The 16207-nt window shown below is 72.5% G+C and carries 11 protein-coding genes; 4 read left to right on the top strand and 7 right to left on the bottom strand.

Features of this window, described 5'->3' with window-relative positions:
* Positions 1-32: 32 nt before the first annotated feature.
* Both AVL59_RS08105 and glgB read left to right on the top strand, forming a co-directional pair.
* Entirely contained in the window at positions 33-1436 is a 1404-nt protein-coding gene (locus tag AVL59_RS08105) for a maltokinase N-terminal cap-like domain-containing protein (protein ID WP_208870332.1), read from the top strand.
* Entirely contained in the window at positions 1433-3799 is a 2367-nt protein-coding gene (glgB, locus tag AVL59_RS08100) for a 1,4-alpha-glucan branching enzyme (RefSeq protein WP_079146574.1), read from the top strand. The genes AVL59_RS08105 and glgB overlap by 4 nt, the downstream gene beginning before the upstream one ends.
* Before the next feature lie 13 nt (positions 3800-3812).
* Here the strand turns inward: glgB and AVL59_RS08095 are convergent, their stop codons facing one another.
* The 4 genes from AVL59_RS08095 to AVL59_RS08080 form a co-directional block, all read right to left on the bottom strand.
* Complete coding sequence (locus AVL59_RS08095) at positions 3813-6056, bottom strand: HelD family protein (RefSeq protein WP_208870331.1); 2244 nt, start codon at positions 6054-6056, stop codon at positions 3813-3815.
* A 168-nt stretch (positions 6057-6224) separates the two neighbouring features.
* Entirely contained in the window at positions 6225-6557 is a 333-nt protein-coding gene (gene trxA / locus AVL59_RS08090; protein ID WP_067300909.1) for a thioredoxin, read from the bottom strand.
* Complete coding sequence (locus tag AVL59_RS08085; RefSeq protein ID WP_067317020.1) at positions 6554-6979, bottom strand: MerR family transcriptional regulator; 426 nt, start codon at positions 6977-6979, stop codon at positions 6554-6556. Before AVL59_RS08085 ends, trxA begins: the two co-directional genes overlap by 4 nt.
* Positions 6980-7008: 29 nt before the next feature.
* A complete protein-coding gene (locus AVL59_RS08080) occupies positions 7009-7530 on the bottom strand; it encodes an Lrp/AsnC family transcriptional regulator (RefSeq protein WP_208870330.1) in 522 nt (173 codons plus the stop codon).
* 45 nt (positions 7531-7575) lie between these two features.
* On the opposite strand from AVL59_RS08080, the gene AVL59_RS08075 reads away from it, so the two are divergent.
* Together AVL59_RS08075 and AVL59_RS08070 are read left to right on the top strand one after the other, a co-directional pair.
* Positions 7576-8487, top strand: coding sequence for an NAD-dependent epimerase/dehydratase family protein (locus AVL59_RS08075; protein WP_067317018.1), 912 nt, complete (start codon positions 7576-7578; stop codon positions 8485-8487).
* A 1-nt stretch (position 8488) separates the two neighbouring features.
* Positions 8489-9397, top strand: coding sequence for an aldo/keto reductase (locus tag AVL59_RS08070; RefSeq protein WP_067300903.1), 909 nt, complete (start codon positions 8489-8491; stop codon positions 9395-9397).
* On the opposite strand, the gene AVL59_RS08065 is transcribed toward AVL59_RS08070, so the two are convergent.
* The 3 genes from AVL59_RS08065 to AVL59_RS53965 are packed head-to-tail and all read right to left on the bottom strand — an operon-like array spanning position 9375 to position 16185.
* Positions 9375-10775 (bottom strand): DUF6177 family protein, encoded by a 1401-nt coding sequence (locus tag AVL59_RS08065; RefSeq protein WP_067300900.1) that lies wholly within the window; start codon positions 10773-10775, stop codon positions 9375-9377. The two genes, AVL59_RS08070 and AVL59_RS08065, sit on opposite strands and share 23 nt — an antisense overlap.
* On the bottom strand, positions 10772-14779 hold the full coding sequence (eccCa, locus tag AVL59_RS08060; protein ID WP_067300897.1) for a type VII secretion protein EccCa: 4008 nt from the start codon (positions 14777-14779) through the stop codon (positions 10772-10774). Before eccCa ends, AVL59_RS08065 begins: the two co-directional genes overlap by 4 nt.
* Entirely contained in the window at positions 14776-16185 is a 1410-nt protein-coding gene (locus tag AVL59_RS53965; protein ID WP_237281458.1) for a MinD/ParA family ATP-binding protein, read from the bottom strand. Before AVL59_RS53965 ends, eccCa begins: the two co-directional genes overlap by 4 nt.
* Positions 16186-16207: the final 22 nt, after the last annotated feature.

The raw sequence follows: 16207 nt of genomic DNA, 5'->3' as shown, positions 1-16207 counted from the left end.
CCCCGACGACCCGGGGAAAGGACGTGACGCTCATGGCGGAAGCGGTCACCCCCTTCGGCACCACCGGTACGACAGGTCACCTTCTCGCTTCTCTCGAACCCCTGCTGCGCGAGTGGCTGCCCAGGCAGCGCTGGTTCGCCGGCAAGGGACGTCCGGTCACCGGGTTCACCCCGCTGGCCACCACCGAACTGCTGCCCGGCAAAGGCCGGCTGGGCCTGTACCACCTGCTCCTGCGCGTCCACCAGCCATCCGTGCCGGGCGCCCCACCGCACCCCGGTGACTGCTACCAGCTGCTGATAGGAGCGCGCGAGGTGCTGCCGCCCCGGCTGGCACCCGCGCTGATCGGACACGTGAACGAGGGACCGCTCGCCGGACGCACGGTGTACGAGGCCCTCTACGACCCCCGGCCCGCCGAAGTGCTCCTGGAAGCCCTGCGCACCCGGGCACGCGTCGGCGGACTCCGTTTCGAGCGGGATGCGCGCCAGGAGATCCGGGACGGACTCATGGCCCGGCTGATGACGGCCGAGCAGTCCAACTCCTCGGTCGTCTACGGCGATACGTTCATCCTCAAGCTGTTCCGCCGGGTGGTGCCCGGCGTCAACCCCGACCTGGAGATACCGCTCGTCCTGGCGCGCGCGGGCTGCGCCCGGGTGCCCGCGCCGACGGCCTGGCTCCAGGCCGATCTGGACGCCCGGTCGTACACCCTGGCCGTGCTCCAGCCGTTCGTCAGCGGCGCGAGCGACGGCTGGGAGCTGGCGCTGCGCGAGCTGGCCAAGGGAGAGGACTTCGTCGCCGAGGCCCGGGCGCTGGGCCGGGCCACCGCCGAGGTGCACACCGCCCTCGCCCGCGCCCTGCCCACGGTGACGCTGGGCCAGGCCCAGCTGCGGCTGCTGGTGGACGGCATGACCGAGCGGCTGGCGGCCGCCGTCCGGGCGGTGCCCGCGCTGCGGCCGTACGAGAGCGGGCTGCGCTCCGCCTTCACCGCGCTGGCCCGCCTGGCGGAAGCGGGCCGCACCTGGACCGCCCAGCGCATCCACGGCGATCTGCACCTCGGCCAGTGCCTGCGCTCGCCGTTCGGCCAGTGGTCGCTGATCGACTTCGAGGGCGAGCCGGCCCGGCCGCTGGCCGAGCGGCGCATGCCGCAGCCCGCGCTGCGGGACATCGCGGGGATGCTGCGTTCCTTCGACTACGCCGCCCTCACGGCGAGTCCGCCCGCGCCCCGGTGGGCGCACGCCTGCCGGGCCGCCTACTGCTCCGGGTACGCGGAGGTCACCGGCCACGACCCGCGTACCGACCCCGTGCTGCTGCGCGCCTTCGAGACCGACAAGGCGATCTACGAGGTGGTCTACGAGGCCCGCCACCGCCCCGACTGGCTGCCGGTGCCGCTGAGCGCGGTGCGCCGTCTCTCCCTGCCCGACCAGGAGGCTCGTTCGTGACCCCCAAGGCCAAGAAGGAATCAGCGGCCGAGAAGGACGCCCCGGTCAAGAAGACCACCGCCAAGAAGACCACCGGCAAGAGGGCCGCCGCCAAGAAGGTGCCGGCCCAGGAGATCCCCGGAAAGACGCGGGCGAAGGCGACGCCGCCCAAGAAGGTGCCACGGCAGCAGGCCGCCGTCTCCCCCGCCGTGCCCGCCGGGGACCGTGAGCGGCTGCGCGAGGGCACCCACCACGATCCGCACTCCGTCCTCGGCGCCCACCCGGCCCCCGGCGGGGTCGCCCTCCGGGTCTTCCGCCCCTACGCACAGGCCGTCACCGTGGTGCTGGGCGATGTGCGGGCGGAGCTGCGCGACGACGGCGACGGCTTCTTCTCCGCACTGCTCCCGCTCACCGACGTCCCCGCCCACCGGCTGCTCGTGACCTACGACGGCACCGTCCACGAGGCCGAGGACGCCTACCGCTTCCTGCCCACCCTCGGCGAGCTGGACCTGCACCTGATCGGCGAGGGCCGGCACGAGCGGCTGTGGCGGGTGCTCGGCTCGCACGTCATGACCCACCAGGGCGTACGAGGCACCCGCTTCGCGGTGTGGGCGCCGAACGCGCGGGGCGTGCGGATCGCGGGGAACTTCAACTTCTGGGACGCGACCGCGACTCCCATGCGCTCGCTCGGCTCCTCGGGGGTGTGGGAGCTGTTCGTGCCGGGCATCGGCGCGGGCGAGCTGTACAAGTTCGAGATCACCCGCCCGGACGGCTCGCGCACCCTGCGCGCCGACCCGCTGGCCCGCCGCACGGAGGTGCCGCCCGCCACGTCCTCGATCGTGCACGCCTCGCACCACGAGTGGGGCGACGCCGAGTGGCTGGCCCACCGCGGCGACAGGCCGGTGCACGAGGCGCCGTTCTCCGTGTACGAGGTCCACCTGCCGTCCTGGCGCCCCGGGCTGACGTACCGGCAGCTGGCCGACCAACTGCCCGCATACGTCTCGGAGCTGGGCTTCACGCACGTGGAGCTGATGCCGGTCGCCGAGCACCCCTTCGGCGGCTCCTGGGGCTACCAGGTCACCGGCTTCTACGCCCCGACGGCCCGCCTCGGCACCCCGGACGACTTCAAGTATCTGGTGGACCGGCTGCACCAGGCCGGCATCGGCGTCCTGATGGACTGGGTCCCCGCGCACTTCCCGCGTGACGACTGGGCGCTGGCCGAGTTCGACGGGCGCCCGCTGTACGAGCACCACGACCCGCTGCGGGCCGCCCATCCGGACTGGGGGACGCTGGAGTTCGACTTCGGCCGTCGCGAGGTGCGCAACTTCCTGGTGGCGAACGCCGTGTACTGGTGCGAGGAGTTCCACATCGACGGTCTGCGCGTGGACGCCGTCGCCTCCATGCTCTACCTCGACTACTCGCGCGAGCCGGGCCAGTGGACGCCGAACGAGCACGGCGGCCGGGAGAACCTGGACGCGGTCGCCTTCCTTCAGGAGATGAACGCCACCGTCTACCGGCGCTGCCCGGGTGCGGTGACCATCGCCGAGGAGTCCACCGCCTGGGACGGCGTCACGCGCCCGACCCACCACAAGGGACCGAGCGGCTTCGGCGGTCTCGGTTTCGGCCTGAAGTGGAACATGGGCTGGATGCACGACTCGCTCCAGTACATGGCCCACGAGCCGGTCCACCGCAAATACCACCATCACGAGATGACCTTCTCGATGGTGTACGCGTACAGCGAGAACTACGTGCTGCCCATCTCCCACGACGAGGTGGTGCACGGCAAGCGCTCCCTCGTCTCGAAGATGCCGGGCGACTGGTGGCAGCGGCGGGCCGACCACCGCGCCTACCTGGGCTTCATGTGGGCCCACCCGGGCAAGCAACTGCTGTTCATGGGCCAGGAGTTCGCCCAGGGCGCCGAGTGGTCCGAGGCGCACGGCCCCGACTGGTGGCTGCTCGACCCGTCCTACGGCGCCGAGGCCGACCACCGAGGCGTCAGGGACCTGGTCCGGGACCTGAACAGGCTGTACCGGGCGACCCCGGCCCTGTGGCAGCGGGACACCGAACCGGCGGGCTTCCAGTGGATCACGGGCGACGCGGCGGACGACAACGTCCTCGCGTTCCTGCGCCTGGACGCCGACGGCAACCCGCTGCTCGCCGTCACCCACCTGTCCCCCGTGGTCCGCCACGACTACCGCATCGGCGTGCCCGACGACGTCCCGGCCTGGCTGGAGGTGCTGAACACCGACGCGGCCCGCTACGGCGGCGGCGACGTGGTCCACCCCGACCCGGTCAAGCCGGAGCCGCGAGGCGCCCACGGCCGCCCCGCGAGCATCCGGCTGACACTGCCGCCGCTGGCCACGGTGTGGCTGCGGCCGGCCTGACCCTCCGCAAGGCTCAGCCGCCGGAGCTGCCGAACCTGCCGACGAGCGCCTTCGGCAGCTCCTTGGTGTACAGCACCCCGAGCCGCTGGGTGGCCCGGGTCAGGGCCACGTACAGGTCGCTGGTGCCGTAGCGGGCCGGTTCCACGACCAGGACGGAGTCGAACTCCAGGCCCTTGGACTGACGGGGATCGAGGAGGACGACGGTCCGCGTCAGGTCCGGCTCCGCGCCCGCCGTCACCCCCTCCAGCCGGGCGGCCAGCTTGCGGTGCAGATGGCGCGGGGCGATGACCGCGAGCCGGCCCTCGTCGGGCGTCAGCTCCTTCACCGCCTCGGCGACGGCGCCGGGCAGGTCGTCGGTGGCGCGCGCCCAGGGCCGTACCCCTGTCGACCGGACCGAGCTGGGCGGTTCGAAGTCCGGGTTCTCGGCCCGGACGACGGCCGCCGCGAGGTCCATGATCTCCGCCGGCGTGCGGTAGTTGACGCCGAGGCGCGTGTGCTCGAAGCGGTCCTCGACGTACGGCCGCAGGATCTTCGACCACGAGCCGACGCCCGCCGCCTCCGCCGTCTGTGCCGGGTCGCCGACCAGGGTCATCGAGCGGGTCGGGCTGCGCCGCATGAGCAGCCGCCACGCCATCGGCGACAGCTCCTGCGCCTCGTCGACGATGATGTGCCCGAACGCCCAGGTCCGGTCGGCCGCCGCGCGCTCGGCGGCGCTGCGGTGGTCCGCCTCCTCGTGCCGCTCGGCGAACCGCTCGGCGTCGATGATGTCGTGCGCGGACAGGACCTCGGAGCTCTCGGGGTCGCCCTCCTCCTTGTCCTCGAACTCGTAGGTGCGGGAGGCGTAGGAGACGTCGAGCACGCCCTGGGCGTAGGCCACCTGCGTCTCCCGCTCCTGCTCCGCGCGCGCCCGCGCCACCCGCTCGTCCACGCCGAGCAGCTCGGCCGCCTCGTCCAGCAGCGGCACGTCCGCCACGGTCCAGGCCCGCGTCACCGGGCGGCGGATGGCGGCCGCGTCGTCGTCGGACACGTAGCCGACGGGATCGGCGAGGAAGTCCGCGACCAGGCGCTGCGGCGTCAGGATCGGCCACAACTGGTCGACGGCGGCCCAGACTTCGGGGTTCTCGGCGAGCTCGTCGCGGATCTGGGTGATGTCGGAGGCGTCCAGCAGGCTGCTGCCGTCGTACGGGTCGGTGCCCACGCGCTCGGCGTACAGCTCGGTGAGCGTGTTGAGGATGTGGCCCTCGAAGTACTCCCGGGCCACGTTGTGCGGCAGCCGGGCGGCGCGGGTGCGCTCGCGGGCGACCTTCACCAGACCGTCGTCGAGCATCAGGACCTCGCGGTCGTGCTCGATGGTGATCACCGGATCGGGCAGCGACTGCCAGTCGCGCACGACGTCGGCGAGGACGTCCGCCATGTCGGCGCGGCCCTTGACGGCGGCGGCCTCCCGGTTGTCGGACGCCGTCGCCTTCACGCCGGGGAACAGCTCCCCGACCGTCGCCAGCAGCACGCCGGTCTCGCCGAGCGAGGGCAGCACCTCGCCGATGTAGCCGAGGAAGGCCGGGTTGGGTCCGACGATGAGCACGGCACGGCGGGCCAGCAGCTCCCGGTGTTCGTACAGGAGGTAGGCGGCCCGGTGCAGCGCGACCGCGGTCTTGCCGGTGCCGGGGCCGCCCTCGACGACCAGCACCCCTCGGTGCGGCGCCCGGATGATGCGGTCCTGGTCGGCCTGGATCGTCTGCACGATGTCGGCCATGCGGCCGGTGCGCGCCGAATCGAGCGCGGCGAGCAGGACGGCGTCGCCGGTGGGGTCCTCGTGGCCGGTGCGGGTGGCGTCGCCGAGGTCGAGGATCTCGTCGTGCAGGGAGGTGACCGTGCGGCCCTGTGCGGCGATGTGCCGGCGGCGGCGCAGGCCCATCGGGGTGTGGCCGGTGGCCAGATAGAAGGGGCGGGCGACGTCGGCGCGCCAGTCGATCAGCACCGGGGTGCGTTCGGCGTCGTCCTCACGCAGCCCGATCCGGCCGATGTGATGCACCGCCCCGTCCGCGAGGTCGATCCGCCCGAAGCAGAGCGAGCCATCGACGGCGTTCAGCGCGGCGAGCAGCCCCGAGCGCTCGGCGACCAGGATGTCCCGCTCCAGCCGGGCCTGCATGGGCTTGTCACCCTGGGCGAGCGCGTCCGCGACCGAGCCTTCGGCTTCTCCGCGCAACACGTCCACGCGCGCGTACAGTCCGTCGATGAATTCCTGCTCGTGGCGCAATTCATCGTCTGGAAATTCGGTGTTTGACAATTCCGCTCCCGCCCGGATATACTGTGCCCAGTGAACTTCTCCACGCCTTCATTCAAATGAAGTCGCGAACCACCGAATATACGCACAGAAATCCCCCGAGCGCAATTGCTCAGGGGATTTTTCGTGGGCGGCTCCGCTTTACAGCACGTCGGCCAGCTCCTCCATCAGCCGCCGCTTGGGCCTCGCCCCCACCATCGACCGCACCGGCTCACCGTCCCGGAAGACCATGAGGGTCGGCGTCGACAGCACCCCGTAGGCGACCGTCGTCCCCGGATTGCGGTCCACGTCGATCTGGACGATCTTCAGCCGGTCGCCCTCCTCGAAGGCGATGTCCTTCAGCACCGGCGCCAGCTGCCGGCACGGCCCGCACCAGTCGGCCGTGAACTGCACCAGCACCGGAAGATCCGCGCCGATCACCTCCGCCTCGAAATCCGCGTCCGTCACCTCGGCCGGCCCGCTCACCAAACTCACCGCGTCACTCCCAGCTCGCACACGGGTTCCGGACCCCCCGGAACCAGCGCCTCGGCGGCCAGCTCGTCCCGGGCCCGCTCGGCCCGCTCCAGCTGCCCCGCGACCGTCTCCCGCACCGCCTGGAGCTGCCCGATGAGCGCGTCCAGCTCGTCCAGCTTGCGCCGGTAGACCGCGAGCGAGGCCGGACAGGAGTCCCCGTCCGGGTGCCCGGCCCGCAGACACTCCACGAACGGCCGCGTCTCCTCCAGGTCGAACCCGAAGTCCTGCAGCGTCCGGATCTGCTGGAGCAGCCTGAGGTCGCCCTCGTCGTACGCCCGGTGCCCGTTGCCGTCGCGCCGTGCGGGCAGCAGCCCCCGTGCCTCGTAGTAGCGCAGGGCGCGGGTGGTGGTCCCGGCCCGTGCGGCCAGCTCGCCGATTCGCATGTCCACGACCGTAGGTGTTGACGTCGGCGTCAAGGCAAGGCGGGCGGCAGAAGAGGCTTCCTGCGCACCGGCGAGGTCAGCACGATCGAGGTCGTGGTACGGCCGAGGGCCGAGATCTGTTCGAGAACCTCCTCCAGGTGCACGGTGTCGGTGACGGCGACCTTGAGGATCCAGCAGTCCTCGCCGACCACGTGGTGCACCTCGGTGATCTCCGGGCGCTCGATCAGCTCCAGGGTCCTCGGGTGCTTGAGGGTGTAGCCGCCGTGCGGGTTCACCCGGACGAAGGCCTGGATGCCGTAGCCGAGGCGGGCGGGCACGACCTGGGCGCCGTACCCCTCGACCACTCCCGCCGCCTCCAGCCGGCGCACCCGCTCCGAGACGGCCGCCGGGCTCAGGCTGACCCGCCGGCCCAGCTCGCTGAGCTTGATCCGCCCGTCGGTCTGCAGCAGGTGCAGCAGCTGCCGGTCCACCGCGTCGAAGGCCACTGGTGTTTCGTCGGCGACGGCGCGCAGATGCCGTTGTTCTTTCGGTGCGCTGACCGTATCTCCCATGTCTCCCCCTTCAGGAACGGATGTGACGCCCGGAGAATTATGGTCATGCGAAAGGCACGAGAGATACTGGTCATCGGCGGCAACCGCTATTTCGGCAAGCGGCTGATCGCCCGGCTGGTGGCGGCCGGCGATCGCGTCACGGTCCTGAATCGGGGCTCTTCCCCCGCGCCGCCGGGTGTGACGCATCTGGTGGCCGACCGCGACGACGAAAAGGCCCTGCGCGAGGCCGTAGGCACCCGTGCGTTCGACGTCGTCCTCGACCAGGTCTGCTACACCCCGCGTCAGGCGGCGATCGCCCGTCGGGTCTTCGCGGGACGCACCGGCCGCTATGTGATGACCTCGACGGTGGAGGTGTACGAGCACGAGGACTCCGAGGCGCTCGTACCGGAGAGCACGGTGGACCCGGTCAAGGTCGCCGTGGACCTCGAACTCCCCTGGGACGACCAGGAGTTCCTCGACTCCCACTACGGCGAGGGCAAGCGGCAGGCGGAGGCGGTGTTCGCGGCGGACCCCGCGTTCCCCTGCGCGTCCGTCCGGGTGGCCCATGTCCTGGGCGGCGACGACGACTTCACCGGACGCCTCCAGCACTACGCCGACCGCATCCGCACCGGCTCCCCCATAGCTGTCCCCGCTGTCTCGCACCCGGCGACGTACATCCACGTCGAGGAGATCGCCGACTTCCTGTTCTGGGCGGCGGGCGAGGACTTCACGGGCCCGGTGAACGCCGCCTCCGACGGCCTGCTGCCCCTGGACGAGCTGTGCGGGGCGGTGGCGGCGCGGCTTCCCGGGGGCAGGACGGTGTTCGAGACGACCGAGTCCGCCGAGGTCTCCCCCTTCGCCTTCCGCCGCCGCTACGGCCTGGACAACTCCCGGGCCGCACGGCTCGGTTTCCCCTTCGGGGACGTACGGCAGTGGCTGCCTTCGGCCGTCGTCGAGACCCTCGGAAAGGACGACTGACATGCGCTACCGGTTGCTGGGCGGGGTCCGGATGAGCGCGGTCGGGCTCGGTGCCATGCCGCTGTCCATCGAGGGCCGCCCGGACGAGGCGCGTGCCCTGGCCACGGTGCACGCGGCGCTGGACGCGGGCGTGACCCTGCTGGACACGGCCGACTCCTACCATCTGCCCGGCCAGGACCCCGGCCACAACGAACTCCTGCTGGCCCGCGCCCTCGCAGCCTACGGCGGTGCCACGGACGACGTGCTCGTGGCCACCAAGGGCGGCCGGGGCCGCCCGGCCGACGGCAGCTGGACGGTGACCGGCTCGCCCCGGCACCTCAAGGCGGCCGCCGAGGCCTCCCGCAGGCGGCTCGGCGTCGAGGCGATCGGCCTGTACCAGTTGCACAAGCCCGACCCGGACGTGCCCTTCGAGGACTCCGTCGGCGCGCTGCGCGAGCTGCTGGACGCGGGCACGATCCGCCTGGCGGGCCTCTCCAACGTGACCACGGACCAGATCCACCGCGCCCGCGCGATCCTCGGCGACCGCCTGGTGTCGGTCCAGAACCGCTACTCCCCCGAGGCCCGGGGCAGCGAGCCGGAGCTGCGGCTGTGCGCGGAACTGGGTCTGGCGTTCCTGCCCTGGAGCCCGCTGGGCGGGATCTCCCGCAGCTCGCTGGACGGCCCGTCGGGGCCGGCGGACGGCACGGCACGGTTCGCCGCGTTCCACGAGGTGGCGAGGGAGCGCCGGGTCAGTCCCCAACAGGTGTGCCTCGCCTGGCTGTCGGCGAAGTCCCCGACGGTGATCCCGATCCCGGGGGCGAGCCGTCCGGAGACCGTCCGGGATTCGGCGTCGGGGGCGGATCTGGTGCTGAGCGGGGAGGAACTGGCCCGCTTGGACGGAGCGCTGATCACGCCTCGGAGCCGTTCCTGAGGTGGTCGGAGAGAATCCGCAGCGCTGTCCAGGCTTCGGCGTCGGTTCCGTCGCCCAGGGGGTAGTGGAGCGCCGGATTCGCCGGGGAGCCGAGTTGGCGCGGGTTTGCGGCCAGGGGTGGGCGGCGGGCGTGGGCGAGGCCGATCGTGCGTACGTCGCGTGGGCCGAGGGTGAAGGAGACCGGGAGGGGCGGGGCTTCCAGGTGTGCGGGCAGGGTGAGGTCGGCGCGCGCGTGGCGCAGGGTGGTGAGCATCGTCGTCAGGCCGTGTTCCTCGACCAGCAGCGCGGCGAGGGAGTCCAGGGTGCCCAGAGGGACGTCGGCGGGGTCGGCGTGGCCGAGGGTGAGGACGGTGTCCTCGGCGACACCGGCGGTGGTGCGCGTGATGCGGTGCGTGGCGATGGCGGGGTGATGGGGCGCGCCGATGACGACGAGGTGCGTGGGAGCGGGTGCCCGGTCGCGGGCGAGATCGGTCAACCGGCGCGTCGACCAGGGTAGATTGACGGGTTCCGCGGTGCTCCAACCGGCCGGCGGTGCGCCGGTGAGATGACGCCAGGCGGCTTCCAGACCCCGGCCGATGACGAGGTCGGCGGCGGCCTCGTGCACCGTGCGGAAGGAGACGGTCAGCTGACGCTGTCCGGCGGGTGTGGCCGTCGCGGTGAAGGCGGTGGCGGCAGCGGGCGTGAACGTGCCCTCTCGCCAGGCGAGCCGGACACCCGACAGTCCGTCGTAGTAGCCGCCCGCGGGGTCCTGGATCACCCAGCGGTTGGGGGCGCCGCCGAGCGCGGTGCGCAAGGGCAGGGTGAGCCGCACATGGGGTGGGGTGACGAGGTGGAGTGCGCGGTTCGCCTGTGCGGTGATGCGCAGGATGTCCGAGAGCCAGGCGGTGAGCGGGACGACGGGGCGGTCGGCCAGGACGACGGCGGTCGAGTCGGTCAGCACGTCGACGGCGGGGAGAATCGAGGAGGGAGCCGAGACGTTCGCCTCGGCCGAGTCGTCGGGGACGGTGACGTGTGCGGTGTGGGCCGCCTCGGGTGGCCAGGTGGTTCCGCCGAGCAGCATCGTCAGGCGTCCGCAGACGGAGCCGGCGAGGGATTCCGCCTCAGGGACGGCCGTGGAGGCCCGGGCCTCGGTCCACCAGAACGGGGGCTCGGGCACGGCCGGTTGCGGGCCGAGGAGGCGTTCGGCCTCGCCGGGTACGTGGACGAGCACCGGGGCCTCGACCGAGACCAGCGGGAGACCGGCCGCCGTGGTCAGCTGGATGACCGCGCCGTCGTCGGTGGCGGTCAGGTTCAGCTCGGGGCCGCCGGCGTACAGACCTGTCAGGAGCGACCTGGTGTCGGGCATCTTCGGGGTGAGCGCGATGACGTCCTTGGTCACGCCGGGGTCTCCATGGGGTCGGTCTCAGCCGCGAGGGCCGTCTGGATCAACTGGTGGCGGCGGCCGCGACGCACGAGAGTGCCCCGGCCCGGCGGCTGTGCACTGGCGTACAGCCCCGGGAAGAGCTGACCCTCCGTGCGGTCCCCCGTCATCACGAGCGCTGTCGCGCCGGTCTCGCGCAAGGTCGTCAGGAACGGCTCGTACAGGGCGCGCGAGGCGCCCGCCACGCGGCGCGCGACGACGAAGTGCAGTCCGATGTCCTGGGCCGAGGAGATGTACGGCAGGAACGGGGCGAGGGGCTGCCCGCCCGCCGTGGTGAGGATGTCGTAGTCGTCGACGAGGATCACGATCCGCGGCCCGGTGAAGGCCGGTTCGTCGTTCATGGCGTCAGGATCGGCGGTTTCCGGGAGCCTTTTCTCCAGTTCGGTCGCGATGCCGGTGGCGAGCGCGCCGGACAGCTTCGCGTTGTGCGCGTAACCGCCGCGGTACGGCTCCGGGATCGCACCGCGAAGGCCGCGCCGTGGGTCGAAGACGCCGAAGACCAGTTCGTCCTCGCCGTAACGGTCGACGAGCGCGCGGGAGATCAGCTTGAGGAGGTTCGTCTTGCCGCACTCGTTGTCGCCCAGGACCAGGAGGTGCTGGTCGGCGCCGAACAGGTCGAGGACGGCCGGGGACAGGGAGTCCTGGTCGACTCCGACCGGCACGGCGTGCGGGACGGCGGCGGTGGAGGGCAGGCGCCCCGCGGGCAGCCGCGTGGGCAGGACGCGTACGGGAGCGGCCGGTTCACCGTGCCAGGCGGCCCGCAGGGAGTGCGCGGCGTCTTCGAGGGCCGGTCCCAGGTCCGCCGTCGAGGCGAGCGCGTCCAGGCGCGGCAGGGCGACGTGCGCGAACAGCCTGCCGTCGGTGAGGGCCCGGCCGGGGGTGTCGGCCGACAGGGTCTCGGACAGCTTGCGGTCGACGGAGGAGTCGGCGGGGTCGTTGAGCCGCAGTTCGATCCGAGTGCCGAACATCGACTGGGCGGCGATGCGCACGTCGTTCCAGCGGAGCATGCCCGCAACGACGTGGATGCCGTAGCCACTGCCGCGTTTGAGGAGTTCGGCCACCGCGTCGTCCAGCTCGGCGAACTCCTCGCGCAGCGCGCCGAACCCGTCGATGAGCAGCACCACGTCCGTGGAGCCGAGCCCCGGCAGGCGGCCCTCGGCGCGCAGGCGGCGCAGCTGGTCGACGGAGTCGATGCCGTGCTCGCGGAAGACGGCCTCGCGCTCGGCGAGCATGCCGCGCACCTCGGCGACCGTGCGGGCGGCACGCTCGTGATCGGCGCGCCCGGCGATCCCGCCGACGTGCGGCAGACCGGACAGGGCTCCCAGTCCGCCACCGACCAGGTCGAGTCCGTAGATCGCGACCTCGCGCGGTGTGTGCGTGAGGGCCAGGGACAGGGCCAGAGTGCGCAGCAGCGTGGTCTTGCCGGACTGGGGACCGCCGATGACGGCCGTGTGCCCGCCGGCCGTGTCCAGATCGTGCACCCACCGGCCCTGCCACTGCCGCGCGGGCTCGTCGAGCACGCCGAGCGGAACCCGCAACGGCCCGTCCCGGTCGGCGAGTCGTATCCCGTCCGCCGATGCCTGCACCGGCCCGGCCGCCCCGGTCAGCGTCACCGCGTCGGGCAGCGGCGGCAGCCAGATCCTGCGCACCGGCTCCGCCGCGCCCACGAGCTGCTCCACCACGGCGGACAGGACAGTGGGTCCGCTGTCCCGCTCGCGCGGTGTGACGGCGGCGTCCTCCCCGGCCACCCGATCGGGCGCCGCCAGAGTGTTGTACGGCTGATACGCCCAGGCCAGCGGCTCGTCGGCAGCGGCCGCATCACGCACCACGGGTCCCCGCCAGGCGCCGGAGACGAAGCCCGCCTTGAACCGCGTATACGTCGACGTGTCGACTTTCAGATAGCCGAAGCCGGGGAGCGGGGGCAGGTTGAAGGCGTCCGCGGTCTCCAGAACCGTCCGCGACTCGTCGGCCGAGAACGTGCGCAGACCGAGCCGGTACGACAGATACGTCTCCAGGCCCTTCAGCTTGCCGCCCTCGATGCGCTGGCTGGACAGCAGCAGATGCACGCCGATGGAGCGGCCGATCCGGCCGATGGAGAGGAAGAGGTCGATGAAGTCCGGTTTGGCGGTGAGGAGTTCACCGAACTCGTCGATGACGACGAACAGATGCGGGAGCGGTTCGAGGTCCGGTCGCCCGGTGTCGCGCAGCGCCCGGTAGTGCCCGATGTCGGCGATGTTGCCCGCGTCCTTCAGGACCTGCTGGCGGCGCTTGATCTCACCGGCCAGCGAGGTGTGCACGCGCTCGACGAGGCCGGCCTGGTTCTCCAGGTTCGTGATGACACCCGCCACATGCGGCAGAGCCGTGAACGGGGCGAAGGTGGCGCCGCCCTTGTAGTCGACGAGCACCATCGCGAGGTCCTCGGGCGGATGCGTCGTCACCAGCGCGAGCACCAGGGTGCGCAGCAGCTCGCTCTTGCCGGAACCGGTCGCGCCGACGCACAGCCCGTGCGGCCCCATGCCGAGTTCGGACGACTCCTTCAGGTCGAGCAGGACCGGTTCGTGCCGGTCGTCCAGCCCGATCGGCACCCGCAGGAAGTCACGTTCGCCGCGCCGCGCCCACTGCCGCCCCAGGTCCAGGGCGGCCGGATCATCGATGCCGAGCAGTTCCGGGAAGTCCACGGGGCCGGACACCGGCGTGCCCTCGGCGGCCGACTCGGGAGACAGACGCAGCGGCGCGAGCATCCGTGCGAGCCCCTCGGCCGCCCCGGCGCCCACCGGATCAGGGACACCCGCGACCTGCACGACACGCTCGCCCCGCAGATCCTCGACCACGACCCGCTCGCCGTCGACGGTGATCCGCACCGACACCTGGTCGGGCTCGTGCACCTGCTCGGCGAGCAGATGCAGCACGGTCACCCCCATGTCACCGAGGTCCACGGCCGTGTCCGGACGAGGCAGCTCGGCGGCGTTGTCGCCGTACTCGTCACTGACCACGAGCAGTCGGCTGCCGAGGCTCAGTGCCGAACGGTCGGAGAGGCCGCGCCGCACCTCGGCGGCGTACGAGGAACGCTTCTTCAGGTCCGCGCCGATGACGCGCGCCAGCTGCGCGAGACCGGGCGCGATACGGCGGGCGGCCACCGGCCCGTCCTGCTCGTCCGGATCGAGGACGTGCGGCAGCCACTTCGCCCACTCCCACTCCCCCATACGCTCCCCGGGCACGCCGAGCGCGAGCGCCAGGTCGTCGGGCGCGTGCGTGACGGCGGCCTGCACCAGCAGCGCCCGCGCGACCCGCAGCACGCCCTCGCGCTCCCCGACCACGCTCACGTTGCCCGCACGGTCCAGCGGCACCGTCAGCGGATGGCCGGCGACGGTCACGAACCGGGCCTGCAGCGCCCGGGCCTCGTTCAGCATGAACGGGTCCGGGGGCGTGAGCACCCCGCCCGCCGGGCTCTGCCCGACCACCATGTCCTGCACCGGCACGTCACCGACGCCGACCCGTACCCGCAGGAAGTCGGCGTCCGTACGCCGCCGTTCCCACAGCCGCGCCGGATCGCGCACCAGGTCGTACAAAGCCGACGGCGGAGGATTCAGCTCGCGTGCTGCGCGCCGCCGTTCACGCTCGTCCGCGCCCAGCTCCTCGCGCAGTTCCTCCAGATACTCCAGATACCGTTCCCGTTGCACACGCCGCTGCCGCTGCGCCTTGCCGCGCTGCGACAGGAACAGCGCCACGGCGCCGAGCAGCGCGACGACGAGCACGACGGCGCCCAGGCCCGCGAACTGACTGGACCGGATGACCGTCATCATCACCACGGACGACATGACACCGGCCATCGGCAACAGCGCCGTGGCGGCCGTGCCCGTCTTGCCCTCGGGCAGGTTCGGCGGCGGCTCGATGGTGCGCGCCTCGGCCGGCGGCAGCGGGCGGGTGGCCCGGGCCGGGCGGTGGACCAGAAGCTGCGTCATCGGACCCGCACCGCCCGCCGCAGCGCCTCCGCCGCGAGCTGTGTGGCCCCGCGGCGCGTGGCCGAGCCGAGCAGCTCCGTACGGATGGGCCCGCCGGCCGCGAGATGCCGGTCGTAGGGCAGGTGCACGATCGTGACCCCTGTCTCGCGCAGATGCGCTGTGGCCGTCTTCAGGTCGAGGTTCGGATCGGGCGTGCCCGAGGTGAGGGCGACGACGGTGGACGCGAGGGCCTCGTGCGGCAACTGGCCGAGCCAGTCGAGGACGACACGCGTACCGCCGACGCCCTCGGCGGTGAGCGGAGCGACCACCACGCGGGCGTGCGCGGTGTCCATCGCGGTACGGGCCACCTCCCCGGGCAGCGTCTCGCAGTCCACGACCGTCACGGCGAAATAGCGGCGCAGCGCGAGCGTCACCCTGCGGTAGGTGCGGATGTCCAGCGGGGCACCGACACGCCCCTGGCTGGCGGGCAGCAGCCAGCCACCGTCCGCCACCGGCACCAAGTACCCGGTGATGTCCGTGAGTTGCATCGTCGGAGTGAGGATCTGAGCCAGCTCGGCGCACGACCACCGCACCGACTCCGCGCCCATCCGCACCGGCAGCGTGCCGAGCGCGGCGTCCGCCTCCAGCGCGAGCACCGGATCGTGCCGGTAGTGGTTGAACGTACGGGCGAGCAGCGCGGCGACCGTCGTCTTGCCGACGCCGCCCCGGATGGATGTGACGGCGATGACCCGTCCGGTGGTGACCGGCTGCTGCAGGTCCCGCCCGATCCGTGTCTCCTCGGCGACCTCCTGCGACGCCGAGGAGGCGAGCCGCCGGATCGATTTTCCGGTGCGCCGCGCCATGGAGTCCCCGTGCACGGGCTTGCCCATCGCGAGGGCGAGCCTCGGGTCGACGGTGGGGACGGACTCGGGGGTGGGGAAGGGGAGGGCGGGGGTGCCGGGGCGGGGGCGGACCGCTGGTGTGCCACTCCCCTTGGGCGGCCGGGCAGCGGAGGGCGCGGCGGGGCGGTCGGGCGGGACGTCCTGCTCTTGGGCGTTCATGCGCTGGTCGGGAACGGGCGCGTGTGTTCCCGGAGCGGTGGGGGCCGGATCGGGGAGCCGGGGCTGCGGCACGTTCTCCGGCAACGGCGCCGGATGCCGGGGCTGCTGCAGCGGTACGTCACCGAGGGGTGCTGCTGTCGCCGTGCCCGGGAGCTGCGGCTGCCCGGGGTTGCGCCGCTGTTCGTCGGGGTGCCGGACCGGGAGCGGGGCCTTGGCACGCGCCGTCTCCTCCTGCTCCGCCGAAGCGGCGCGCTCCGCGACGTCACCCGCATCCGCGTGCTCCGCAGCGGACGACGCCGACGCGCCGCCCCCACCCCGCAGTTCCCGCAGCACCTCGTCCTGCCAGCCGCCCTGAGCCCGATTCATCCCTACCGTCCCTGCCGCCTCA

Origin of the sequence: Streptomyces griseochromogenes, assembly GCF_001542625.1 — a bacterium.
GTDB lineage: Bacteria > Actinomycetota > Actinomycetes > Streptomycetales > Streptomycetaceae > Streptomyces > Streptomyces griseochromogenes.
The sequence above is the reverse complement of the archived record's forward strand: the minus strand, read 5'-3'. Positions and strand labels throughout refer to the sequence as shown.